Origin of the sequence: Polycyclovorans algicola TG408, from assembly GCF_000711245.1 — a bacterium.
Taxonomy (GTDB): Bacteria; Pseudomonadota; Gammaproteobacteria; order Nevskiales; family Nevskiaceae; genus Polycyclovorans; species Polycyclovorans algicola.
On sequence record NZ_JOMH01000001.1, the window covers coordinates 1,364,379 to 1,389,437 of the forward strand.

Annotated in this window: 21 protein-coding genes and 1 pseudogene; 15 read left to right on the plus strand and 7 right to left on the minus strand. The window is 66.0% G+C overall.

The features are described from left to right. Positions 1-56: 56 nt before the first annotated feature. From ftsZ to U741_RS0106565, 6 genes are all read left to right on the plus strand, one after another. On the plus strand, positions 57-1,271 hold the full coding sequence (gene ftsZ / locus U741_RS0106535; RefSeq protein ID WP_235200115.1) for a cell division protein FtsZ: 1,215 nt from the start codon (positions 57-59) through the stop codon (positions 1,269-1,271). 193 nt (positions 1,272-1,464) lie between these two features. Then, on the plus strand, positions 1,465-2,385 hold the full coding sequence (lpxC, locus tag U741_RS0106540; protein ID WP_029889680.1) for a UDP-3-O-acyl-N-acetylglucosamine deacetylase: 921 nt from the start codon (positions 1,465-1,467) through the stop codon (positions 2,383-2,385). Between the two features lie 436 nt (positions 2,386-2,821). Next, positions 2,822-3,790: a M23 family metallopeptidase gene (locus tag U741_RS0106550; protein WP_029889681.1), complete on the plus strand. Its 969-nt coding sequence runs from the start codon at positions 2,822-2,824 to the stop codon at positions 3,788-3,790. A 123-nt stretch (positions 3,791-3,913) separates the two neighbouring features. Further along, positions 3,914-6,697 (plus strand): preprotein translocase subunit SecA, encoded by a 2,784-nt coding sequence (gene secA / locus U741_RS0106555; RefSeq protein WP_029889682.1) that lies wholly within the window; start codon positions 3,914-3,916, stop codon positions 6,695-6,697. 75 nt (positions 6,698-6,772) lie between these two features. Beyond that, positions 6,773-7,993, plus strand: coding sequence for a bifunctional glutamate N-acetyltransferase/amino-acid acetyltransferase ArgJ (gene argJ / locus U741_RS0106560; RefSeq protein ID WP_029889683.1), 1,221 nt, complete (start codon positions 6,773-6,775; stop codon positions 7,991-7,993). Continuing rightward, positions 7,993-8,940, plus strand: a complete 948-nt coding sequence (locus U741_RS0106565) for a Nudix family hydrolase (RefSeq protein ID WP_052378561.1) — start codon at positions 7,993-7,995, stop codon at positions 8,938-8,940. Before argJ ends, U741_RS0106565 begins: the two co-directional genes overlap by 1 nt. A 19-nt stretch (positions 8,941-8,959) precedes the next feature. On the opposite strand, the gene U741_RS0106570 is transcribed toward U741_RS0106565, so the two are convergent. The 7 genes from U741_RS0106570 to U741_RS0106600 all read right to left on the minus strand — a co-directional run bounded on the left by U741_RS0106570 (position 8,960) and on the right by U741_RS0106600 (position 15,573). Next, entirely contained in the window at positions 8,960-9,154 is a 195-nt protein-coding gene (locus U741_RS0106570; RefSeq protein WP_043110216.1) for a DNA gyrase inhibitor YacG, read from the minus strand. Then, complete coding sequence (zapD, locus tag U741_RS0106575; RefSeq protein WP_029889686.1) at positions 9,151-9,927, minus strand: cell division protein ZapD; 777 nt, start codon at positions 9,925-9,927, stop codon at positions 9,151-9,153. Before zapD ends, U741_RS0106570 begins: the two co-directional genes overlap by 4 nt. A 52-nt stretch (positions 9,928-9,979) precedes the next feature. Further along, positions 9,980-10,594, minus strand: coding sequence for a dephospho-CoA kinase (gene coaE, locus U741_RS0106580; RefSeq protein WP_152551515.1), 615 nt, complete (start codon positions 10,592-10,594; stop codon positions 9,980-9,982). 8 nt (positions 10,595-10,602) lie between these two features. Beyond that, complete coding sequence (locus U741_RS0106585) at positions 10,603-11,478, minus strand: prepilin peptidase (protein ID WP_029889688.1); 876 nt, start codon at positions 11,476-11,478, stop codon at positions 10,603-10,605. Further along, positions 11,479-12,705: a type II secretion system F family protein gene (locus tag U741_RS0106590; RefSeq protein ID WP_029889689.1), complete on the minus strand. Its 1,227-nt coding sequence runs from the start codon at positions 12,703-12,705 to the stop codon at positions 11,479-11,481. Positions 12,706-12,822: 117 nt separating this feature from the next. Further along, on the minus strand, positions 12,823-14,553 hold the full coding sequence (pilB, locus tag U741_RS0106595) for a type IV-A pilus assembly ATPase PilB (protein ID WP_029889690.1): 1,731 nt from the start codon (positions 14,551-14,553) through the stop codon (positions 12,823-12,825). A 75-nt stretch (positions 14,554-14,628) separates the two neighbouring features. Beyond that, positions 14,629-15,573, minus strand: coding sequence for an MBL fold metallo-hydrolase (locus tag U741_RS0106600; RefSeq protein ID WP_029889691.1), 945 nt, complete (start codon positions 15,571-15,573; stop codon positions 14,629-14,631). A 332-nt stretch (positions 15,574-15,905) separates the two neighbouring features. Here U741_RS0106600 and rpoN point away from each other — a divergent pair, with 332 nt between their 5' ends. From rpoN to U741_RS0106645, 9 genes and pseudogenes are all read left to right on the plus strand, one after another. After that, positions 15,906-17,279 (plus strand): RNA polymerase factor sigma-54, encoded by a 1,374-nt coding sequence (gene rpoN / locus U741_RS0106605; RefSeq protein WP_052378562.1) that lies wholly within the window; start codon positions 15,906-15,908, stop codon positions 17,277-17,279. A gap of 157 nt (positions 17,280-17,436) precedes the next feature. Then, positions 17,437-18,441 (plus strand): annotated as a pseudogene (locus U741_RS0106610) (sigma-54 interaction domain-containing protein); the annotation flags it as partial. Positions 18,442-18,544: 103 nt separating this feature from the next. After that, positions 18,545-18,841, plus strand: a complete 297-nt coding sequence (gene fliE, locus U741_RS0106615) for a flagellar hook-basal body complex protein FliE (protein WP_029889694.1) — start codon at positions 18,545-18,547, stop codon at positions 18,839-18,841. 14 nt (positions 18,842-18,855) lie between these two features. Continuing rightward, the gene (gene fliF / locus U741_RS0106620; protein ID WP_043110217.1) at positions 18,856-20,505 is read left to right on the plus strand and encodes a flagellar basal-body MS-ring/collar protein FliF; all 1,650 of its coding nucleotides are present in this window, start codon (positions 18,856-18,858) and stop codon (positions 20,503-20,505) included. A gap of 28 nt (positions 20,506-20,533) precedes the next feature. Beyond that, positions 20,534-21,520: a flagellar motor switch protein FliG gene (gene fliG, locus U741_RS0106625; protein ID WP_029889696.1), complete on the plus strand. Its 987-nt coding sequence runs from the start codon at positions 20,534-20,536 to the stop codon at positions 21,518-21,520. Beyond that, positions 21,517-22,125 carry a FliH/SctL family protein gene (locus tag U741_RS0106630; RefSeq protein ID WP_029889697.1) on the plus strand — a complete coding sequence of 203 codons (609 nt, stop codon included), beginning with the start codon at positions 21,517-21,519 and terminating at the stop codon, positions 22,123-22,125. Before fliG ends, U741_RS0106630 begins: the two co-directional genes overlap by 4 nt. Beyond that, positions 22,122-23,453: a FliI/YscN family ATPase gene (locus U741_RS0106635; protein WP_029889698.1), complete on the plus strand. Its 1,332-nt coding sequence runs from the start codon at positions 22,122-22,124 to the stop codon at positions 23,451-23,453. Before U741_RS0106630 ends, U741_RS0106635 begins: the two co-directional genes overlap by 4 nt. Next, the gene (locus U741_RS0106640) at positions 23,450-23,887 is read left to right on the plus strand and encodes a flagellar FliJ family protein (protein WP_029889699.1); all 438 of its coding nucleotides are present in this window, start codon (positions 23,450-23,452) and stop codon (positions 23,885-23,887) included. Before U741_RS0106635 ends, U741_RS0106640 begins: the two co-directional genes overlap by 4 nt. Then, on the plus strand, positions 23,884-25,056 hold the full coding sequence (locus U741_RS0106645) for a flagellar hook-length control protein FliK (RefSeq protein WP_029889700.1): 1,173 nt from the start codon (positions 23,884-23,886) through the stop codon (positions 25,054-25,056). The genes U741_RS0106640 and U741_RS0106645 overlap by 4 nt, the downstream gene beginning before the upstream one ends. The last annotated feature ends 3 nt before the right edge of the window (positions 25,057-25,059 follow it).

Here is a 25,059-nt window from a genome sequence, read left to right on the forward strand (position 1 = left end):
ATTTTTTAACCGGTTCAGGCCGGTCACGAGTAGCGCTTCTGGCGCAGGAGATGACGATGAGCAGCAATCAATCGCGGGAAATGTTCGAAATTCTGGACGGCCAGAGTCGGAAAGCCGTCATTCGCGTGATCGGTGTCGGTGGAGGCGGCTGTAACACGGTCAATCAGATGGCACTGGGCGGTATTGATGGTGTGGAATTCATCTGCGCCAATACTGATCGTGATCACCTGGAGAAATGCTTGCCGACCAGCCAGATCCAACTCGGGCTCGAGTTGACGCGCGGCTTGGGTGCCGGCTCCAACCCGGAAGTGGGCCGTCAGGCGGCCGAAGAAGATCGTGATCGCATTCGCGAAATGCTGGAAGGCACCGACTTGCTGTTCATTACCGCCGGCATGGGTGGCGGCACCGGCACCGGCGCCGCCCCGGTCATTGCCGAAGTTGCCAAAGAGTTGGGCATTCTCACGGTTGCGGTGGTGACCAAGCCTTTCGCCCACGAAAATCGCAAGCGTCTGAAGGTGGCGATGCAAGGTATTGACGAATTGCGCGAGCGCGTTGATTCACTGGTGCTGATCCCCAACGAGAAACTTTCGCTGGTGCTCGGTTCAAAGATCACCGTCATGAATTGCTTCAAGGCGGCCAATGATGTCCTCAATAACGCGGTGCAGGGCATTTCAGAATTGATTACCCGGCCCGGACACATCAACGTCGACTTCGCCGACGTCAAGACCGTTATGTCCAATCGCGGCATGGCGATGATGGGGATCGGCCGCGCCAGTGGTGAAGGGCGCGCGCAAAAGGCGGTCGAGATGGCGTTGTCCAGCCCACTGCTCGACGATATCGAACTGTCCGGCGCCCGTGGCCTGTTGGTCAACGTGACCTGCGACGAATCGCTGGAGATGGAGGAGTGGGAATTCATCAACCAGCGCGTCAACGACATCGCGTCTGATGAAGCCGACGCCAAGTGCGGCATGGCGTTCAACCCGGATTCCAATGGCGAGATTTGGGTGACTGTGGTCGCCACCGGCCTTGGCAATCCCCGTCAGGTCGAAAATACCCACGCGTCGCAGGCGGCACCGGCCATGAACAACCCCAAGGTCGCGCCGTTTTTGCGCCCGGCGGTGGAGCCAATGCCGGCCGAACAGGAGCCGCGTCATCACTATCCGCAGAAGCAGGCGCTGCGGGCCGCGGGTGGGGGTGGTTCGTCTTTCCCCATCGGGCTGGATGACAACATCATCAATATTCCGGCGTTCCTGCGGAATCAGGCGGACTGAAACCGGCCACCCTGCGCGCCGCGATCACGCGGCGCGCAGGGTGGCCGTTCTTTTGGCGCCAGCGATAACCCCGCGGCCGCACTTTCGGTCGCGCTTTGGGTCTGAGGCCTGTTCGAGCTACAGTTAATTCTTGATTCACAGCGGCCGCGGCAGTCTCCGCGCCCGCTGTCTGCCAGACCCGACCGATTTCCAAATGGCCCAACAAAGAACAATTCGACAACCCATCCGCGCGTCCGGTATCGGCCTGCACTCCGGACGCAAAGTGTTCATGTCTTTGCTGCCGGCGCCCCCGGACAGCGGCATCGTTTTTCGGCGCACCGATCTGACCCCGGCCGTCAATGTGCCGACGCGTGCCGACTGGCTGCGCGAGGCGACCATGTGCAGCACCCTGGTCAACGAAGACAACGTCAAGGTCATGACCATCGAGCATCTGATGTCGGCCCTCGCCGGGCTGGGGGTCGACAACTGCCTGGTTGAGCTTTCATCTCCGGAGGTGCCGATCATGGACGGCAGTTCGGCACCGTTCGTGTTTTTGCTGCAGTCCGTCGGGCTGCGCGAACAAGGCGTGCCCAAGCGGTTCATCAAGATCCGCCAACCGGTACACGTGCAGGACGGCGACAAGTGGGCGCGATTCGAGCCTTACGACGGTTTCCGCCTGGCGTTCACCATCGACTTTCCGCATCCGGCGCTGCGTTCGTCGCAGCAGAGCACGTCGGTGGAATTTTCGACCACCCAGTACATTCGTGAGGTCGCGAGGGCGCGCACATTCGGGTTCATGCGTGAACTCGACCAGCTCCGGGCGCACAACCTCGGTCTCGGCGCCAGCCTCGACAATGTCGTCGCACTGGATGACTTCCGCGTCGTCAATCCTGACGGGCTGCGCTACGACGATGAATTCGTGCGCCATAAAATTCTCGACGCCATTGGCGATCTCTACCTGCTGGGTCACCACGTGATTGGCGCTTACAGTGCGTTCAAGTCCGGGCACGCGCTGAACAATCAGCTCGTGCGTGCGGTGCTCGCCGACCGCAAAGCGTGGGAGTGGGTCAGTTTTGACACTGAGCAAGGTTCGCCCGTGCATTTCGAGCCGGTGTCGCGGCTGGCCGCAGCCTGACCCGGAGCCGGTCAGGCGCGATTGGCGTCGTTGGCTTGACAGCCGATGCTGACACTGGGTAAAAGTCACACAAACGCTGAAGCCTGCCTGAAGCATCCACCGGGGTGACGAGGTGTCAGCGACTCTGCGGAACAACACGCATCGTCACTTTTCGTGGCGGCGGGTCGAGTAATGGTGTCACGATTTTCAGGATCTGCGTCAGATGGGCGCGCGCCATGATGGTGGCGGCGGCGCTTTCGGAAAAGATGACGAGTGTGTCTCCGCGCTGCCGAATCACGCGGAGTTGCAGAGCCCAAGCGGTGTCGAAGTGGGCATGAATTCTGCTAGTGGCTTCTGCATATCGCGCTGCGTGATGCAGAAGCGTAGAGACCGGACTCGGTCGCTGCGCGAGCCACTGGCCTACAACAAAGCCTTCTGGGCGTCTGGAACTCATTGCATGGAGATTATTGTCGTCAATCGGCGCGGTGGCCAGGTCAGGCCCTTGTCGCTGGGACACAAGACCTTGAAGTGGGGCGCCATTGTCGCCGGCTTTTTGATGTTGTCTATCGTGATGGCGGGCGGCTGGGTGGGCGCCAAGATCGGCGCACTGCATGCGGATCAGGTCCGAAGCGCTGAGTTGGCGGATGACATTTCTCTGACTGCCCTGACCGAGTGGTCAAACCTGCTGGCCGACCAGGAAGATCGACTGGCCGAGCTGCAGCGTGAATCGGGCGAAGAGGCACGCGCCCTGTCGCGGCGGCTGGGCATTTTGCAGGCGCAGATCACCCGGCTGGAAGCCGCCGGCACGCGACTTGCCGAGCTGTCCGGTCTCGACGCCGGCGAGTTCAATTTTCAGGCGCCGCCGTCGGTGGGCGGGCCCGAGTTGCTGGTCGATGACCAGCAGGGCGAGCCGTCCTCAACCGACCTGCGCAGCGCGCTGAGTCAGACCGAGGCGCAGGTTCGGGATCGCGCCCGACAGTTGCGCGTGCTCGAAGATCTGCTGGTGGTCAGCCGACAGCAGAAGGAGAGTCAGCCGCAGGGGCGTCCGGTCAAGACCGGCTTCGTGTCGTCCCTGTTCGGGCATCGCCGCGACCCCATCAGCGGGCGCCGCACCATTCACGAGGGCATCGATTTCGCGGCCAACACCGGCACTGACATCCATACGGTGGGCAGCGGCATTGTGATCATGTCGGGGATGCTGGGCGCCTATGGGCGTGTGGTCGAAGTCAACCATGGGAACGGCTACGTGACCCGCTATGCCCACACCAGTGCCAACACCGTGAAAGTGGGTGAGCGGGTGACCAAGGGGCAAGTGATCGCCAAGGTCGGCATGTCGGGGCGGTCCACCGGCCCGCACCTGCATTTCGAGGTGTTCTACAACGGTCGGGTGGTGGACCCGCAGCGCTACATTCAGGCTGCCCGATAAGGCACGGGTCACGGCGCGGCCTAGCGGCCTCAAAGCCCGGTGCCGGACAGCGTGCGGCATACTACGCGCCGTTATTGCGCGAGCCAGCGGGCCGCGCTCCGACCTGACGAGTAAACACGACGCATGTTCAATCAGATGTTGGCGCGGATGTTCGGCAGCCGTAATCAGCGCGTGGTCAAGCGCATGGCCTCCGGTGTCAAGGCGGCGGCGAGCTTCGAGGACGGTCTGAAGGCGCTGAGCGACGAGGCATTGCAGGCCCGCACCGGCGACCTCAAGGCACGGCTTGCCGCCGGTGCGACCTTGGACCAACTTCAGGCCGAGGCCTTCGCCACGGTGCGTGAAGCCGCGCGCCGGGTGCTGGGCATGCGCCACTTCGACGTGCAAATCGTCGGCGGCACGGTGCTGCACCAGGGCAAGATCGCCGAGATGAAGACCGGCGAAGGTAAAACCCTCATGGCGACCTTGCCGGTGTACCTCAACGCGCTCAGCGGCAAGGGCGTGCATGTGGTCACCGTGAACGACTACCTCGCGCGCCGCGATGCCGAGTGGATGGGGCGCCTCTACAACTTCCTCGGCATGAGCGTCGGCGTGGTTGTGGCGGGCCAGACCCAGGACGAGAAGCGTGCCGCTTACGCGGCCGACATCACCTACGGCACCAACAACGAATTCGGTTTCGATTATTTGCGCGACAACATGGCGTTCTCGCTCAAGGACAAGGCGCAGCGGGGACAGCACTTCGCCATCGTCGATGAAGTCGACTCGATCCTCATCGACGAAGCCCGTACGCCGCTGATCATCAGCGGCCCGACCGACGACGACCCGGCCCTGTGGGGCAAGCTCAACGCGGTGATTCCCCAGTTGGTTCGCCAGACCGAGGAAGAAGGCGAAGGCGACTTCTGGGCCGATGAAAAATCCCGCCAAGTCCACCTGTCCGAGGCGGGTATGGAGCACGTCGAAGACATCCTTCGACAAAGTGGCCTCCTCGCAGAAGACGATGCGCTTTACGACGCCGCCAACATCGTGCTCGTTCACCACCTCAATGCACTGCTCCGCGCCCACCACCTTTACCGGCGGGACGTGGAATACATCGTCCGCAACGGCCAGGTGGTGATCATTGACGAGTTCACCGGCCGCATGATGGCCGGTCGGCGCTGGTCGGACGGCCTGCACCAGGCCGTCGAGGCCAAGGAAGGCGTTCCGGTTCAGCAGGAAAACCAGACGCTCGCCAGCATCACCTTTCAGAACTATTTCCGGCTTTACAAAAAGCTCGCCGGCATGACCGGCACGGCCGACACCGAAGCCTTCGAGTTCCAGAGCATTTACGGCCTCGAAGTCGTGGTGGTGCCGACCAACAAGCCCATGAAGCGGCTTGATCGCGGCGATCAGGTGTTCATGAATGCCGACGACAAGTTCGGCGCGGTTATCAAGGACATCGTCGAGGCCAACGCCAAGGCCCAGCCGGTGCTGGTGGGGACCGCCAGCATCGAAAGCTCCGAACTGCTCGCCAGGATGTTGGTCGAGCGCGGCATCGCTCACGAGGTGCTCAACGCCAAGCAGCACGAACGTGAGGCCGAGATCATCGCCCAGGCCGGTCGCCCCGGCGCCGTGACCATCGCCACCAACATGGCCGGTCGTGGCACCGACATCGTGCTCGGTGGCGCGCTCGAATCGGAGCTGGCCAAACTGGCCGAAGACGACCTTGCCGGGCGCCAACAAGCCAAAACGGATTGGCAGCAGCGGCATGATGCGGTGATTGCCTCCGGCGGTCTGTTGGTGGTGGGCTCCGAGCGCCACGAATCACGCCGCATCGACAATCAGCTTCGCGGTCGTTCCGGACGCCAGGGTGACCCCGGCGAAACCCGGTTCTATCTGTCGCTGGACGACACCTTGATGCGCATCTTCACGCCGCCGCGAATGCGCGCGATGCTGAAGAACCTGGGCCTGGAGCCGGGCGAGGCCATCGAGCATCGCTGGGTGACGCGCGCCATCGAAACCGCGCAGCGCAAGGTCGAAAGTCACAACTTCGACATGCGCAAGAACCTGCTCGAATACGACAACGTCGCCAACGACCAGCGCAAGGTGGTCTACGAGTTGCGCGATCAACTGATGGGCGCCGACAAGGTCACCGGGCTGGTCGAATCGATCCGCCCCGACGTGATCACGGCACTGGTCGATGCCTACATCCCGCCGCAGTCGGTGGAGTCGATGTGGAACGTGGCCGGACTCGAAGAAACCGTGAAGCGAGACCTGGCGCTGGACCTGCCAATCCAGCGCTGGCTGGATGAGGACGACAGCCTCAACGAATCGAAGTTGCGCAAGAAGTTGTTGACGCTGGTGGCGGAGGCCTATCAGGCCAAGAAGGCCTCGGTGGGCGACTCGGTGCTGGAGCATTTCGAGAAGGCCATCATGCTGCAGACACTCGACCAGTTTTGGCGCGAACACCTTGCGGCCATGGACTATCTGCGCCTCGGCATTCACCTGCGTGGCTACGCGCAGAAAGACCCCAAGCAGGAATACAAGCGCGAAGCCTTCGGCATGTTCAGCGAGCTGCTGGCGCGCTTCAAGTTCGAAGTCACCAGCTTGCTGGCACGGGTCCGCATTCAGACCGAAGCCGAAGTTGAGGCCGTCGAGGCCGAGCGCCGCCGTGCCAGCGAGGCGATGGCCAATCGCATGCAGGCGCAGCATGCCGAGGCCACATCGTTACCGAGCAACCCTCTACCCGATGCCCAGGCCCCCCCCGCTGCGCCACCGGCCCCAGCGTCAGGCCGCAGCCTCAACACGTCGCGTGCCGCGTCACCGCCGGTCAAGCCTGCAACGGTGATGCGCGACATGCCCAAGGTCGGCCGCAACGATCCCTGCCCCTGCGGCAGCGGCAAGAAATACAAGCAGTGTCACGGCCAACTTTGACCGCGCAGGCGCAGCTGTAGGCAAGGCTGGCGCGCTTCGGTAAGCTCGCCGCCCGATTGCCCTGCCGCGTGTGCCATGGCCGTGAACCTGTCTGCCCCAGTTGATCTGATGCCGGTTGCCGGCGTAACCCTGGGCGTCGCCTCGGCGGCCATCAAGAAGGCTGGACGTGACGACCTGCTGGTGATGTGCTTTGCGCCCGGCACCGTCGCGGGCGGTGTGTTCACCCGCAACGCGTTTGCTGCCGCCCCCGTGCAACTGTGTCGTGATCGGTTGGCCACGGGCGACGGGCTGCGTGCGCTGCTGATCAACAGCGGCAATGCCAATGCGGCCACCGGCGACGGCGGGCGGGCCGATGCCGAATGCCTCACGGCCGCCCTCGCCGAACACCTCGGTTGTCAGGCAACTCAGGTGTGGCCGTTCTCGACCGGGGTCATCGGTGTGCGCCTGCCGGTGACGCGCATGGTGGACGCCCTGCCGCGCGCGCTCGCCGCCGCGAGCCAGGATCACTGGGGTCTTGCCGCCCAGGCGATCATGACCACCGACACCGTGGCCAAGGGACTGTCACGCCGCGTTGAAACCACGCGTGGCGCGGTGACGGTCACCGGCATCGCCAAGGGCGTCGGCATGATCTACCCCAACATGGCGACCCTGCTGGCCGTGGTCGCCACCGACGCACCGATGCACGCCGGCGACGTCCAGGCGCTGACCCGTGAGGCGGCGGACCGCTCGTTCAACTGCGTCACCATCGACAGCGACACCTCGACCAACGACAGCTTCGTCATCGCCGCCACCGGCGCCGTGGGCGGTGCCCCATTTGTCGCGGGCAGCGCTGATGCAGATGCGGTTCGCGCTGCGATCTTCGACGTTTGCGAAACCCTGGCCCAGGCGATTGCCCGCGACGGCGAGGGCGCAACACGCTTCGTCACCATTGATGTCGACGGTGCGGGCAGCCGCGATGAAGCGCGCCAGGTGGCGATGTCGATTGCCAATTCGCCGCTGGTCAAAACGGCACTGTTCGCCGGTGACGCCAACTGGGGGCGGCTGGTCATGGCCATTGGCAAGGCGGGCGTCGAAGGGCTGGACCCGGCGACTGTCGACCTGCGCCTCGATGATCTGCCGCTGCTTGCCGGTGGGCAGCCCCACCCGGACTACACCGACCCTGCTGGCACCGCCGTGCTGGCCAAGCCCGAGTACACGATCAGCGTGTCCCTGGGCCGGGGCGAGGCGTCGATACGCTGCTGGACCTGCGACTTCAGCTACGACTACGTGAAAATCAACGCCGAATACCGCACCTGATGAATGACGTGGTGGACGCGCGGCCGCTGATCGAAGTGGCCTGCGGCGTGGTGCTGAACCCGGCAGGCGAGGCGCTCATGGCACAGCGTCCGGCGGGAAAGATCGCAGCGGGATACTGGGAATTTCCCGGCGGCAAAATCGAAGGCGGCGAATCAGCGCACGACGCGCTGGTACGCGAGCTCGATGAGGAGCTGGGCATTCGCGTGCACGCCAGCACGCCACTGATCGACTTCATCCAGCCGTATACCGACCGCCGCGTGCGGTTGGCGACGGCCTGGGTACGGGTTTACACCGGCACGCCGAGTGGCCGCGAAGGGCAGGCGCTGGCGTGGGCGCGGCCCGAACGCCTGCTCGAACTGACGCCACACCTGCCCAGCGTCGCACCCATCCTCGATGCGCTGTGCTGGCCGGCGGCTTACGCCATCACCCCCGCCGTCGCAACGGGAACGCCGCCGCCCCAACCGTCGAATTTGCCGGTGGGCAGCCTGATCCGTCTGCGCCAGCCGCAATGGTCCGACCTGGCCTACGCCGAGGCCGCCAGCCACTGGGTGGCCCGGCAGCGTGCCGAAGGGTTTCAGCCGGTGCTCGACCGCGATCCGTCGCACGCCGCCGCGCTGGGCGCGATGTTCCATGCCAGTGAGGCGTGCTGGCGTCGTCAGGCCCGAGGCGCTGACTGGCCGCGTCGCTGCCTGGCGTCCGTGCACGATGCCGCAGGGATACGCAGCGCCCGCGAGTGGGGGGCGGACGCGCTGGTGCTGGGGCAGGTGGCCAGCAGCGCGACGCATCCCAAGCGTCAGCCGCTGGGTTGGCCCGCATGGTCAGCGCTGGCCCTAGGCGCTGGCCTTCGGACTTACGCCATTGGCGGATTGGAGCCCGGTGCGTTAGCGATGGCGCAGGTGCATGGGGCCCACGGCATCGCGGCAATCGGTGGCTGGGACTGGCACTGAAGCCGGTTACGCGTGCCCCTCAGGGCGCAGGGTCGAAGGGGTCGCCGGGCAGCGGTTCGATGACCTGGTGACGCTCCTCGAACCAGTCGCCGAGGTCGATCAGCTTGCAGCGCTCACTGCAAAACGGGCGCCACGCGTTCTGTGGATCGAGACGGCTGGACGCGCCGCAATGCGGGCAGCGGCCGAGCCGGGGCACGGGTGGGGCGTCGCTCACAGGGTGCAGCACTGCATCATGAATGGCACATCAATGCTCAGTTGCTGGGCGCGATCATGCACCGAGGCGACCGTCATGAAGCGAATGCTGAAGCGATGGCGGCTGGCACTGATCTCGGGGAAGGTCGCGATGGATCGCGGCACGTGCGCGCGCAGCAAGTGGCAGGCCCCGCCGGGCATGTGGATATGCATGCCGCGAATGGCGGTGACCGGCTCGGCCTCGCGACTTTTGCGCAACAGCCGCAGGTACAGGCCGATGGCGCGTTCGAACGGAATCATGTCGCTGGCCCAGGTGTCGAGGTCCCGCTCTTGCAGGTGGCGGGGTTGCGACAACCAGAAATGCAGGGTCGGCAGATCGAAACCGCAGGTGCCGCCCGGCATTGCGTAGCGGTTGGCCACCGTGGTCAGAAAGTCACTCTCGCGCAGCAGATTGCTGGCGAAATGGTTGGCGAGTCCCTGCAGGCCGCGGATCGCCTCATTGATGTCGTCCAGCGTCGCAACCAGGGTGTCCTGATCAACGCCCGGGCGTTTGGCCAAGCGGTTGAGGGTGGCCTGTTGTTCGACGAGTTCCTTGAGCAGGTCGGTTTTCAAGTCCGAGCGTGACATCACTGCCAACAGGTCGAGCAGTACATGCAGGGTGCTGCGCACACCAAACTCGGTTTCGTCACGGCGGTGATGGCGGCGTTGCGCCAACAGGAACTCGAGCCGCAGGAAGATGCGCACGCGCTCGGTGAGCGGTTGCTCGAAGATGACGAAATCGTCTGAACTCGACACAGCGGACCTGGTTGCGACCGGCTCCGGATTGTGACCACTCCCCCGTAGCATTTCAAACGGCGCCATCAGTCCGCCACTGCGTCAGAAAATGCTGATGCCACGCGGCCACCTTGGCGCGCAGGCTCTCGACGCTACCGTCGTTTTCGATCAGACCGTCAGCCGCCGCGCGACGCGCTTCGCGGCGGGTCTGGGCCCCGAGCATCTGCCGCGCGAGGGCGTCATCAATCCCGTCTCGGGCGCGCAGGCGCTCGATCTGCACGGCTTCGGCCACATCGACGACAAGGATGAAGTCGACCCGCTCGCGAAAGCGGCTCTCCAGCAGGATGGCGATGGACAGCACCGCGTAGGGGGCGTCAGCCTGTGCCCGGCACCACTGGTCCATCGCCTCGCCGATCAGCGGGTGGGTCAGCGCTTCGAGCCGCTTGCGCTCGGCCGCGTCGGCGAACACGCGCTCGCGCATCCGTCGCCGGTCGAGCTGGCCTTCGGCTGTCAGAAACTCGGCGCCAAAGGTGTCGATGATGGCCGCCAGTCCGGCGCTGCCCGGGGCGACCACGTCACGCGCCACCTGGTCGGCATCGAGCACCGGAACGCCCAGCGCGCGAAAGGCGTCCTCCGCCGTCGACTTGCCGCTGGCAATGCCGCCGGTCAGGCCGACGATGGGGGGCATCTTTCGACTCACAGTCCGACGCTCTGCAGGTAGGTGCGGGCAATCGCCTCGCCCCACAACAGGGCGATCCAGCCGGCCGCCGCCAGATACGGGCCAAACGGCAGTTGCAGGTCGCGTCCGGCCCGTTGGGCCAGCATCAGACCAATGCCGACCACCGCGCCCACCCCCGAGGCCAACAGAATGATCAGCGGCAGTTGTGACCAGCCCAGCCACGCCCCCAGCGCGGCAAACAGCTTGAAGTCGCCGTAGCCCATGCCCTCCTTGCCGGTGACCAGCTTGAACGCCCAATACACGCTCCACAGACTCAGGTAGCCGGCCACGGCGCCGATCACGGCATCGGAAAGCGGCAAACCGCTCCAGCCGAGCAGCGCGGCCAGCAGCCCGGCCCAGATCAGAGGCAAGGTGATGCTGTCGGGCAACAGGGTCGTGCGGGCGTCAATGACGGCCAACACCAGCAAGGTCCAGGTCAGCGCCAGCGCCAGCGCCAGCTCAATGCCGAAGCCGAAGTGCCACGCACAGGCGGCGCTGAGCAGCCCGCAGGTCAGCTCCACCGCCGGATACTGCAACGAGATGCGCGCGCCACAGCAGGCCGCCTTGCCGCGCAACCAGCACCAGCCGAGCACCGGCAGGTTGAATCGCTTGGCAATGGGCGTGCTGCAGGCCGGGCAGGTCGAAGGCGGATGGCTCAGGGTGAGGCGGGGTTCGTCCGCCGCCGGCAGCTCAAGAATCTGCCGTGCCTCAATGCGCCAGTCGCGCGCCATCATGTCGGGCAGGCGCAGGCTGACAACGTTGAGAAAGCTGCCCACTGCCAGGCCCAGCAGCAGGGTCAGCGCGATGAGCAGCGCGGCGCTGCCGGCCAGCAGGTCGATCATCGGCTGCAGCATTCAGATGGCCTGACCCATTTTGAAGATCGGCAGGTACATCGCGACCACCAGCCCACCGACCAACACGCCCAGCACCGACATGATGAAGGGCTCCATCAACGCCGTGAGGCTGTCGACCAGGTTGTCGACCTCGGCCTCGTAAAAGTCGGCGACCTTGGCGCACATCGCGTCCAGCGACCCCGATTCTTCGCCGATGGCAACCATCTGCGTCGCCATGTTGGGAAACATGCCCGACTGCGCCATGGTCAGCTGCAGTTGCGTACCGGTCGCCACTTGGTCACGCATGGTGAAAATCGCTTCAGTGAAAACGATATTGCCCGCCGCTTTGGCCACTGAATCCATTGCCTCGACCAGCGGCACCCCGGCGGCGAACATCGTTGACAGCGTGCGCGCGTAACGGGCCACGGCGGACTTGTAGAGGATGTCGCCCACCACCGGAATCTTCAGCGACACCCGGTCCAGTCCACGCCTGAACTTGGCCGAGCGCTTTTTGAGCGCAATGAAACCGACGATGAACGCGGCAATGGCCATCAGCATGAACAGGCCGTTGGCCTGCATCCACTTCGACAGGTTGATCACGAACTGGGTGAAGGCCGGCAGGTCGGCGCCGAAGCCCTGGAACAGGTCCTGAAACTGCGGCACCACGAAGTACAACAGGATGCCGGTGACAATCACGGCGACCACCAGCACGGCGATGGGGTAGGTCATGGCCTTCTTGACCTTTTTCTTCAGCGCCTCGGTCTTTTCCTTGTAGGTGGCGATTTTTTCGAGCAGCGTTTCCAGCGCGCCCGATTTTTCGCCAGCATCGACCAGGTTCACGTACAGCTCGTCAAAGTACAGCGGGTACTTGCCCAGCGCTTCCGAGAACGACGCGCCGCCCTCAATGTAGGTTTTGATGCCCAGCACCATCTCGCCCATGGCCGGCTTGTCGTGCCCGCGGCCGATGATCTCCAGCGACTGCACCAGCGGCACCCCGGCCGCGAGCATGGTCGAGATTTGGCGGCTGAACACGGCAATGTCGAGGGCGTCGACCTTGCCCTTGCCCTTGGCGAACAGGGTCGAGGCCTTGCGCACCGCAATGGGGTTGATGCCCTGCTTGCGCAGGCTGAGCTTGATGAAGTCCGCAGTGGGGCCGGACGACTGCCCCTTGATGCGGTTGCCCTTACGGTCCAGGCCCTCCCACTTGAAGGGAAATTCCTTGGGCGCCTTGGCGGTGGTCGTGGCCATTCAGATTGATCCGGAGTGACGAGGGTGAGACGCCCTGAAAGTTTTGCGAGAAAGGCTCGGTTTAAGCGCCGCTGGCGCGTGGAGTGACCCGCGCAACAATTTTTGCCGGAGCTCTCATCAATCGCCAACGGTACAGGCGTTGGCCTGCAACAGGTCGATGGCGCCCGACCGAACCTTGCGCAGGGCCGACTGACGGAGGTTGGCGACCCCTTCGGTCTGTGCCCGATCCTGAATATCGCGCACGTTGCCATCGTCCATGATGATGCGCCCCATGGCGTCAGAAAACGGCATTACCTGATAGATGCCGGTGCGTCCCTTGTAGCCACTGTTCTCGCACTGATCACAGCCGACGGCTTCCATGATGAGCGTGTCGGGGTCGTCGAGTTCGGCCTCGGTAAAGCCCTGGCGCAGCAACTCCGGTCGTGGAATCTGTGCCGGTCGCTTGCATACCTTGCACAACTTGCGGGCCAGCCGCTGCGCGATCACCAGCGACAGGGTCGAAGCGATGTTGTAAGCCGGCACCCCCATGTTCATCAGGCGGACGATGGTCTGCGGCGCGTCGTTGGTGTGCAAGGTCGAGAGCACCAGGTGACCGGTCTGTGCGGCCTTGATGGCGATCTCGGCGGTTTCCAGATCGCGAATTTCGCCGACCATGATCACGTCGGGATCTTGACGCAGGAAGGCCTTCAGCGCGGCGGCAAACGTCAGCCCCTGTTTGGGATTGACGTTGACCTGGTTGACCCCGGGCAGGTTGATTTCGGCCGGATCCTCCGCGGTGGAGATATTGATGTCTTCGGTGTTGAGAATGTTCAGGCCGGTGTAGAGCGAGACGGTCTTGCCCGAGCCGGTCGGCCCGGTGACCAGAATCATGCCCTGCGGCTGGTTCAGGGCCTTCATGTAGGCCGCTTTCTGCTCAGGCTCGTAGCCCAATGCGTCGATGCCCAGTTGCGCCTGGGAGGGGTCGAGAATACGCGCGCAGATTTTCTCGCCGAACAGCGTCGGGCAGGTCGACACTCGAAAGTCGATGGCCTTGGTGCGCGACAGGTTGAGCTTGATACGGCCGTCCTGCGGCACGCGCTTTTCAGCCAGGTCCATGCGGCTCATCACTTTGAGGCGCGCGGCCAGGCGAATGCCCTGACCGACCGGCGGCTGGGCGATGGTTTTCAACTCACCATCGCGCCGGTAACGGATGCGGTAGGTCTTTTCGTAGGGCTCGAAGTGCACGTCCGAGGCCCCCTGGTTGATGGCGTCAACCAGCACCTTGTTGATGTAGCGCACGATGGGCGCATCGTCGGCGCCGTCCTTGCCGACATCGTTGCCCGAGCCTTCGGGGTCGGTGTCGGCGAGCTCCAGGTTCTCGAGGTCGGTGTCGCCGCCCGACATGTCGGCCTGGGCCAGCACCCGCAGCGCGCTTTCCAGTGACTTGGTGAGCTTGTCTTCTTCAACCAGCACCGGCTCGGCCTGGCTGCCCGAGGCAAATTTGATTTCTTCGAGCGCCTGCAGGTTCAGCGGGTCGCTGACCGCGACAAAAATCTTCTTGCCCCTGGCATAGATGGGCACCGCGTGAGCCTTCTTCAGCACCTTCTCGCTGAGTCCGTGAATCAGTGCCAGATCGATGTCGATCACCGACAGATCGAGCAGCGGCATGCCAAATTCCTGACTGGCGACGTGCGCCACATCGCGGGCCGAGAGCGGCGTTGACTCGACCACCACCGCGACAAACGGCCGCTGCTCTTTCAGCGCCTTGCCCTGCAGCTCGCGAGCCTGGGTGTCGGCCAGCAGGCCATCGGCCACCAGTCGGCGTGCGAGGCCGCCGAGAAAGCCGGACGTCACGGTCGGTTGGTTCATGGTCGGAAGGATGCTGTCATGGCCGCGATAGTGTGAGCGCCGCTCAGGTAGCGTCAAGCGCGGGTCCGGAGTCCGTTAACCGACCTTGTCGAGCCACACACCCAAGCCCTGTGCATTCAGGTCGAAGTCCAGGCCCAGAATATGCTCGATGCGCGCGTCGTCCAATGTCACGCCGTGGGCGCGTAATTGCCGGTGGGCGAGGGCGGCGACGCTGTTGCGCAGCGCTTCGTGACGACCCTCGCCATCCGGTGCGGCGCGGGCCAGTTGCACGTAATCTTCAATCCCCCGACGCAGCGTCGCGGCCAGCGCCGGCAGGCCCTCGACGACCCCGAAATGGGTCAGGAAAGCGCGCTCTGCACCCGTGGCCAGCAGCCGGTCGAGGGTGTCATGCCACGCATCGGGATCAAACTGCACCGGCGTGGTGGTGGGGATCAGGAAAGGGCCCTTCGCCGTGTCGAACTCGCGATACGACAGGCCGAACACGTCGCCGGTGAACAGACCCTGGCTGGTGGCGTCGTACACGCAGTAATGGTGTTTGGCATGGCCGGGCGCATCGAGAATCTGCAGTTGCGTGTCCCCCAATGCCCAGCGGCTGCCGTCTTCGGCGCTGTCGACGCGGTCGGCGGCAATCGGTGCGATCTCGCCGTATTCGGCCTTGACCATCTCGGGCCCATAGACCGCCGTGGCGCCGGCAATCAGCGCGGTGGGGTCGATCATGTGTCGCGCCCCGCGCGGGTGGACCACCAGTCGCGCGTTCGGGCAGGCGCGCATCAGCAGCCCGGCGCCGCCCGCATGGTCGAGGTGCACGTGGGTGGGCATCACGTAGCGCACCTGCTCGACCGACAGGCCTTCACTTTCAAGCCACGCCAGCAGCGCCGGCACGCCCGGACTGGTGCCGGCTTCGACAAACGCAACCTCGCCGTTGCGAACGATGGCGTAGCACGCGGCCATGCCGGCGCGGCTTTGCAGGGTGTCAAGGCGGGTGATGCCGTGCATCAGGGGCTGGGCGGGGGCGACCATGCGCTTGTAACCAGTTCGGAGAGGGCCGCAAGCCTATCGCGGGTCCGCCTGCCCTGCAGCCGGACCCAAGCCGGTGGCCATTCGTCAGCCCGGTTGCGGCGCTGAATTTGGCCTGAACCACGCCTCAATTGTGTTGGCCGGACCGCCGGTCGGGTGGATTCGTGCCGCCGGTCCATCGACCGCGACAAACGCCGGGACTCCGACACTTGGCGATCAGGAATCCCCTTACATCTGTAAGCCGATGCCTACGTTGGCAGCGACTTTTTCCTCGGGCAATCTGGCGGTGCGTCGGAAATCCAACGCCGGTTTTTCCCGCATCTCAGGAGCCCAGCATGCACGCCAGTCTCAGCGGTCACCTCCAACAAAAAAGCTACGCCGCCCGTATTCAGCAGAGCCAACTGCTGCAGATCGACCAAGCCGGCCTGCACGAGACGGTCCAGGGTTGGTTGGCGCACAACGTGATGTTGGAGGCCGAGCCCGCACTTGACCTCGACACCGATGCAGATGACGACATCCTCGACATGGACGCGGTCACCCACACGGCTGAGGGGGCTGTCGAACTGCCGTGGGACGCCACCCTTACACGCCTGTCACGCGGCGACGACTTTGCGGACGCGTCGGCTGAAGCCCGTCTGGCCGCCCCCGAGTCCGATGACCCGCAGATGCAGGTGCTCGATGCCCTCGCCATCGAGCCGATGAGCGAAGACTGCCGCAACGCCGCCGGCGTGGTCCTTGCCGCGATTGATGAAGATGGCTTTCTGGCGCTGTCGCTGGGTGATCTGGCCCGGCGCCATGGCCTTGACGTCGTGGTGCTCGAACAGGCGCTGGCGGTCATCCAGAATTTGGGCCCGGCCGGCTACGGCGCCCGCACGCTGGACGAAGCGCTGGAGCTGCAGTTGCGCTGCCTGCCGGTGGACGAGGCGCAGACCCTGGCATTGCGCATCGTTCAGCACGGCGTGACGCGTCTCGGCCGTCGCGACCTCGACAGCCTGCGCCGTGCCCTGCAGGCCAGCCCGGCCACTTTCAGTGCCGCGATGGGGTTGCTGCGCGGCTTGGCGACCCGACCCGGCGCGGTGGCCACCGAAGCCACCGCCATTCGTCCCGACGTTCGCGTCGTGCGCCGCCAGGGCCGCTGGCATGTTGAACTGACCCGCGACGCCACGCCGCACCTCGAGATCAACCACACCTATGCCCGCATGATCAGCAGCATGGGAACCGAGGCCAGCAGCCTGCGTCACCAACTCACCGAAGCGCGCTGGTTGATCAAGAGCCTGCAGCAGCGGCAGGAAACCCTGCTCAAGGTCGCCCAAGCGGTGCTGGCACGCCAGTTCAAGGTGCTCAGCCACGGTCTCGAAGGCTGCCGCCCGCTGGCGCTCAAGGAAATTGCCGACGTGGTCGGCGTGCATGAGTCCACCGTCTGCCGCGCGGTCAACGGAAAATATGTCGCCCTGCCGGGACAGACGCTGGAGTTGCGAGCCTTCTTCAGCCAGGCCGCTGGCGAAGACAGCGTCGCCGGCGTCGCCGCCCGCGCGCTGGTCAAGCGGCTGATCGCCGGTGAAGCCGCCGATCATCCGCTCGATGACGCGGCACTGACCGATGCCCTTGCCCAACGTGGCATCCGCCTGGCGCGCCGCACGGTGGCCAAGTACCGCGAGGCGCTGGGTTATCCCGCCGCCCGCGACCGTGCCCATCCCATTGCAGCCTGAGCGGCCCCCAACCCATCTGTCACTGACCGGCACCCTGCCGATCAAGGAGATTGAAATGTTGCACTTCGACGCCCTGCCGCTGGAACCCGACACCGCCTGCATGCCCGCCCCCGAAGTGCCCCTGTCCGTGGCACCCGCGCAGACGGTCCGCATGGCCGGCGAGTCGCTGCCGATGCGTCGCGTTCGCCGGCTGATTGCCCAGGTTGCGCAGCACGACACCACGGTGCTGATCAGCGGCGAGTCCGGCACCGGGAAGGAAGTGGTCGCGCAACTGATTCACGCCAGCAGTCCGCGGGCGCACAAGCCTTTTGTCGCCATCAACTGCGGGGCGATCCCGGCTGAGTTACTCGAGAGCGAACTGTTCGGCCACGAGAAGGGCGCCTTCACCGGCGCCATCACGCAGCGCAAAGGGCGTTTCGAGTTGGCTGAGGGCGGCACCCTGTTTCTTGACGAGATCGGCGATATGCCGCTGCCCATGCAGGTCAAGCTGCTGCGGGTGCTGCAGGAGCGCAGTTTTGAGCGCGTCGGCGGTGGCCGCACCATTGCCTGCGACGTGCGCATTGTCGCGGCCACCCACCGCGACCTCGATCAAGCCGTGCTCGACGGCGGCTTTCGCGAGGACCTGTACTACCGGCTCAACGTATTCCCCATCGAAACCCCGGCGCTGCGTGACCGCATCGCCGACCTGTCATCACTGGTCGACACCCTTTGCCAGCGACTCGTCGCACTGGGTCGTCCTGCCGTGCGCTTTGACCCGGCGGCCATGGTGGCGCTGGCGCAATACCCCTGGCCAGGCAACGTCCGTGAACTGGCCAATGTGCTGGAGCGCGTCGCGGTCACGGTGCTCGGCTCGGTCGCCACGGTCGACGACCTGCCACCGCGTTATCGCCCGCGTGCGCCTGTGGTGGCGGCGCTGCCCGTCAATGCTCCGGCTGCATCCGAGCCGGCGACACATGAAGCGCCGACTGCCGCGCTGGGTGCCGATGGCGTCGATCTGCGCGAGCACCTCGCCGGCATCGAATCCAGCCTGATCCGCCAGGCGCTCGCCCAGACCCAGGGCGTTGTCGCCCACGCCGCACAGAAGCTGCGCATGTCGCGCACCACGCTGATCGAGCGCATGCGCAAGTACGGCCTCTCGTCGGTGGAACCGATCCGCTCGTGAGCCCCGCACCCGGGCATTGCAGTGCATTCCCCAGACCCCAACGCCGAGGCGCCTGATCGTGACACCCGTAGGCCAAGACGGCATCCAGTCATTGCTGGCGCAGATGCGCGAGATTCGCAGCCGCTCGGCGCTGCCCAATCTCGATGCCGGTAATGCCATCGGCGGCGGCAAGGATGTCAAGCCCTCGGCGTTTGCCGAACGCCTCGGCGACGCGATCAAAGGCGTCAACGACAAGCAGATGACCGCCGCGTCGATGGCGCAGGAATTCGAACTGGGTCGTGGCGATCTGGCCTCGACCATGGTCGCCATGCAGAAGTCCCAGGTGGCCTTTCGCGCCACGGTTGAAGTCAGAAACCGTGTCGTGCAGGCCTACCAGGACGTCATGAACATGCCGCTGTGATGAGCGCCTGAGCCATGGCCGAACTCGCCCTCAACCGTACCCCCCTCAAACCATCGGCTGCCGGTCCGGCCGTCGACGCCTGGCTCAACCGGGGCAAGCCGCTGCTGGCGCTCATCGGTGTGGCGCTGGCCGTGGCCGCCGGTGTGACCGTGGTGCTGTGGTCGCGGCCGACGCCGCAGACCGCCCTGTTCACCCAGCTCAACGACCGTGACGCCGCCGCCGTGGCCGACAGCTTGCGCAGCGCCGGTATTGCGGTGCAGATCGGCCCGGGCGCCGGTGTGATTCAAGTGCCGGCGGACAGCGCCAACGAGGCCCGCATGCACCTCGCCCGCAGCGGTGTCACGCCGCAAAGCGGCGGCATGGACATGCTGGGCGAGCCGCAGGGCTTCGGCGTCAGCAGCTTCATGGAAGGGGCCCGCTATCAGCACGCACTGGAGCAGGAACTCGCCCGCACCATCAGCGCGCTGCAGCCGGTGTCCAGCGCCCGCGTTCACCTGGCGCTGCCCAAGCAGAGCGCCTTCATTCGCGACCGCGCAAGGGTTACGGCCTCGGTGGTGCTCGACCTGCTGCCCGGCGCGCAATTGGCGCAGGGGCAGGCCGAGGCCATCGCCCATCTGGTGGCCGCGAGCATCCCCGAACTGCAATCGCAGGACGTCACCGTGGTCGACGCCCGCGGCGCCGTGCTGTCGCGACTCGACAGCGAAGGCGCCAATGCCGAACGCCATTACGAACTCGCGCGGCGCATGGAATCGATGATGGTCGACCGCGTCCAGCAACTGATCGCGCCGCTGGTGGGCCGCGCCGAAGTGCAGGTGATGGTCGAGCTCGACCCCACCGAGGCCGAGCAGGCGCGCGAAACCGTGGACCCCAATCCGGTGATGCGTGAAGAGCAAATCACACGCGAAGTCGGCAGCGCCGCTGGCGCCAGCAGCGCGCCCCCGGCCGGAGTGCCCGGCGCCGCCGCCAACCAGCCGCCTGAAGCGGGCGGCCTCACCGCAGAAGTGCCTGCCGAAGGACCGGCCCCGATCACCACCGCCGAGCGCCGCACCTTTGATGTGTCGCGCGAGGTCAACTACAGCCGCACGCGGGGCAATCGGGTGTCACGCATCACCGTGGCCGTACTGCTCGACCGTCCGCCACCGGCAGCGGTGGTGGCCGCTGCCGAAGGCGACGTGGCGCCTGCAGCGCCTGCCGTGCCGGCATGGGATGCCGAAACCCTCGCCGATGTCGACGCGCTGGTGCGCGATGCCGTTGGCTTCACCGAGGCACGCGGCGACCGCGTCACTGTTCGTCAGGGCGCCATGCAGCAGGTTGTCGCGCTTGAGCCGCCGGCGGCTGCACCGTGGTGGCAGGCCGCCTGGGTCCAGCGCAGTGCCCGCGAGGGGCTGGGGGTGCTCGCGCTGGCGCTGATTGCCTGGCTGGTGATTCGCCCGCTGCTTAAAAATCTCACCGCGCCGCAGGCCGCGCGGGCCCCGGCAACCGCCCTGCCGGTCAATGTCACCAGTGACGATGGCGAGGGGCCGCAACGCAGCGCCGCACTGACGGCGCTGGACAAGCCCGGGCTGTCACTGGACGACAAATTGCTGCTCGCACGGCAAGCCGTGAACGAAGACGCCAAGCGCGTCGCACAAGTGGTGAAAGCCTGGGTGGGAACTGATGCCTGACGCACTGACTGCCGCACCCCCGGCTGAGATGTCGGGCCTGCACCGGGCCGCAATCTTTCTGCTGTCACTTGGCGAGAAAGAAGCCGCCGACGTGCTCAAACACATCGGCGCCAAAGAAGTCCAGAAGCTGGGCCAGGCCATGGCCAGCCTCGGCAGCGTGTCGTCGCCGCAGGCCAATCAGGTGATCGACCGCTTCATCAACGAATTGGGTGACCAAACCTCGCTGGGCGTGGGGGCGGACGATTACGTGCGCAAAGTACTGGTCGGTGCCCTGGGTGAAGACAAGGCCTCGGGACTGATCGACCGCATCCTGCTTGGCCGCAACACCAAGGGTCTGGAAGCCCTGAAGTGGATGGAGCCGCGTTCCATCGCCGACCTGGTGCGCAACGAACACCCGCAAATCATCGCCATCGTGCTGTCGCACCTCGATGCCGACCAGGCCGCTGCGGTCCTCGAAGTGTTGCCGGAGCGCGCCCGCGCCGACGTGGTGATGCGCATCGCCACGCTCGAAGGCATTCCGCCCCACGCGCTGCACGAGCTTGACGACATTCTCGAACGCCAGTTCGCCGGCAACCAGAATCTCAAATCGTCGAGTGTCGGCGGCGTCAAGGTCGCGGCCAACATTCTCAACCTCATGGACTCGGGTGCCGAAGCGACCTTGATGACGCGCATCCGCGAGGTCGACGACAACCTCGGCACCCGCATTCAGGACCTGATGTTTGTCTTCGACAACCTCGGCGAACTCGACGACAAAAACATCCAGCGACTGCTGCGTGACGTCGCCACCGACAAGCTCGGCCTGGCGCTCAAGGGTGCCGACCCGCGCGTTCGCGACAAGATTCTCGGCAACCTGTCTAAGCGCGCAGCCGAGATGCTGCGCGAAGACATGGATGCCCGCGGCCCGGTGCGCGTGGCCGACGTTGAGTCGGCTCAGAAAGAAATTCTCGGCATCGCCCGCAAGCTCGGCGATGACGGCGAGATTCAGCTCGGCAGCAACCGCGAGGACTTCGTGTGAACGACCACGCCACGCCATTCGAGGCCGAGAGTCCCGAGCAGATTCACCATTGGCAGGCGCCGCAGTTGGACCGGCCCGACCCGCGCGCCGCGCGCAAGTCGCCGCCCACTGCCGCTCACCTCGAAGCCCTGGAGCAGGCGGCGTGGGACGAGGGCTATCAGCGTGGCCGCAAAGAAGGCGAGGCCGCCGCGCGCAAGTCTGCCGAGCCCAAGATCGATCACCTGCGCCTGCTGATTGCCGCGCTCGATGAGCCCTTGGCGGCCGACCGCGCGCAGCTGACCGACACGCTCTGCCAGCTCACCGTGGCGCTGGCCCGCACGCTCACCGAACAGGCGCTGATGCTCGATCCGGCCGCGCTCAAACCACTGGCCGACAAGGCACTGGCGGCGCTGGGCGAATCACGCGGACCGGTCACCTTGCGCGTGGCCCCGGCCGCTGCCGAGGCGCTGAAACAATTGGTTGAAACGCCGAGCGACTGGCGTATTGAAGCCGACCCGACGCTGGGCGCGGCCGATGTCTGCGTTGACGGCGATCCCTTGTCCATCGACGCGCGGCTCAGCACGCGACTCGCGCAGTGGGCCGCCGACTGGCAGGCCCGCGCATGACCGCAAGCCTGGCCGAACATTTCGAACGCCGCGCCACCCGCGCGCCGCAGCAGGCGCCGCTGCTGCGCACCGGCCGGCTCGACCAGATGGTCGGCCTGGCGCTGCAGGCGCGCGGCCTCAGCCTGCCGTTGGAAAGCGCCTGCGCCATCGAAACGTCGCCCGACTGCTGGGTGCCCGCCGAAGTCGTCGGCTTTGCCGATGACCGCACGTTTCTCATGCCCGCCGGGCCGCTCACCGGCCTCGCGCCCTCGGCACGCGTGGCGGCACGGCGCCTCACCGGCGAGCCGCGCATCGGCGCCGACTGGTTGGGCCGCGTCATGGGTGCCGACGGCCTGCCGCTGGACGGCAAACCGCCGCCCAAAGGCGAGCAGCCGCTGCGACTCTCGGCACCGCCCATTAACCCCCTGCTGCGCGCGGCCATCGACACGCCCATGGACGTGGGCGTGCGCGCCATCAACGCCATGCTCACCCTCGGTCGCGGTCAACGCGTCGGCCTGTTTGCCGGCTCCGGCGTCGGCAAATCGACCCTGCTCGGCATGATGACGCGCCACACCACGGCGGATGTCACCGTGGTCGGCCTGATCGGCGAGCGCGGCCGCGAAGTCCGTGATTTCGTCTTCGACACCCTCGGTCCCGACGGCCTGGCCCAGGCTTGTGTAATCGCCGCGCCGGCTGACGCCAGCCCGCTGGCGCGGCTCAATGGCGCGCGCCTGGCCACGGCCGTCGCCGAATATTTTCGCGATCAGGGCTGCCACGTGCTGCTGCTCATGGACTCGCTCACCCGCTACGCCCAGGCCGCGCGCGAGATCGGCCTCGCCGTGGGTGAGCCCCCCGCCACCCGCGGCTATCCGCCGTCGGTGTTCGCCCGCATTCCGCAGCTCGTCGAGCGCGCCGGTGCGCTGCAGCGTGGCGGCAGCATTACCGGCATTTACACCGTGCTCACCGAAGGCGACGACCTGCAGGACCCCATTGCCGACAGCGCCCGCGCCATTCTCGACGGCCACATCGTGCTGTCGCGGCGAATCGCCGAACAGGGCCGATTTCCGGCGATTGATGTCGAGGCCAGCGTCAGCCGTCTGTTCACCAATCTGGCGGATGGGCCGCAGCGGCGGGCCGCCACGCAACTGCGCCGCTGGATGGGCGCACTCAGCCGTAACCGCGATCTGATCGCCGTCGGCGCGTACCAGTCGGGCGCCGATGCCGACACCGACGCCGCCCTGGCGCACCAGACCGGAATCGATCGCTTTCTGTCGCAGGCGGTCGAGCAGCCCGCGCCGCTGATCGACGCCCGCCGCAGCCTTGCTGAATTGACCGGAGTGACCTCATGAGCCTTGCCACGCCGCGCCTGCAGCGCATCGCTGACCTGCGTCGTCGCGACAGCGACCGTGCCGCCGCCGAGTGGGTTGCCGCGCGAGACGGCGTGCAGTCGGCGCAAGGCCAGCTCGCCGAACTGCAGCGCTATGCCGCCGAGTACGGCGCCCGACCCCTGGCGCAGAGCGTCTGGCAGATTCAGGCACGCCGCGCGTTCAGCGACCGTCTCACTGCCGCGCAGCAACAGCAGCAGCAACGCATTGCCCGGGCCGAGCGGCAGGCGCTGCAGGCACAAATCGAATTCCAGCGGGCGCAGACCGTGAGTCAAAGCCTGCATCGTGCCGCCGACCATCAGCGTCAGCAGTTGCAGTTGGCGCGCGACCGGCGTCAGCAGAGCATCGACGATGACCGCGGCTTTGGCCGTGTCATGGCGTGGATCAGCGGCGGATGATGGCGGTCGCGACCGCCGCCGCCGTGACGCCGTCCGCACGCCCGGCTGCGGCTGCTGAGGGTGCGGCACCCCGCGGCTTCGGCGCCGAGTTGGCCGCCCAGTCGGCGTCGGCTGCCGTTGCCGCCTCTGCTTCCGGCATCGCCGCCGATGCTGATGCGGAGTCGGCGGTATCCATCGAGGTCGCCGACGCCGTCGAGACCGAGATCGACATCGCCGACGCACTCAATCTGCCGACGGGCGAGGCGTTGGTTCAGCCAGAAGTTGCCCACCTGAAAAATGACCCCGGGACCTCCATCGCAGCCGATCGGTTGGACACACCGCGACTTGCGAGCACCGAAGCCGCGGCGCAGATCACCGCCGACGCTCGGTCTTTGCCTCCAGCCACTGCCGCTAACGCAGTTCCAGACCCTGGGGTCGCACCGCCGTCCCCGCCCGCGGCCAACCTGATGCCATCGGGTGGCCAAGCGGCGACGTTGTCGGTGAACCGATCTGCGCCACCGACGGCGGCGACGACCACTGAAGCCCTCTCTCAATCTGTCGCCACCCTGTCCGCGGCCGTGCCGGCTGATCCGGCAATGCACCCCGTGGCGGCACCCGACGCGACGCTGCCAACGCTGGAGGCCGCGCCGGGCGCGCCGATCGGACGCCTTGGGGATGCCCTTGTGGCAGAGACCCACGCGCCGACCACTGCAGGTCCGGGCGTCACTGTCACGCTTGCCGGCGCGGTGTCTTCGCCGGGCGTGGCGACGGCGGCCACTGCCGCAGCGATGCCCTCGCTGCCGGTCGCCGACGCCGCCCCGAAGCTCGCCGAACACATCGAGGCGATGCTCGAGGACGAGGTCTGGTCGATGAAGCTGCGCTTGGACCCGCCGCGCCTCGGCACGGTCGAGGTCCAACTGGCGGTGCGCGACCAGCAGGTCGCGGTCAGCCTCGGGAGCGGCGATGCGCAGGCGCGGATGCTGCTCGCCCAGGCCTTGCCGGAATTGGCCAACGCCTTGTCGGCGCGCGGCTTGCAGTTGATGGGTGCCGATGTCGGCCACCCGTCACAGGGCCGCGATGAGGCGCCCGCGCGGCGACTGGCGCAAAGCGCCCGAGGCGAGGGGGGTGATGCCGAATCGGTGCCGACCCGCGAGCGGGCCCGGCAAGGCGTGGTTGACCACTACGCCTAGGGC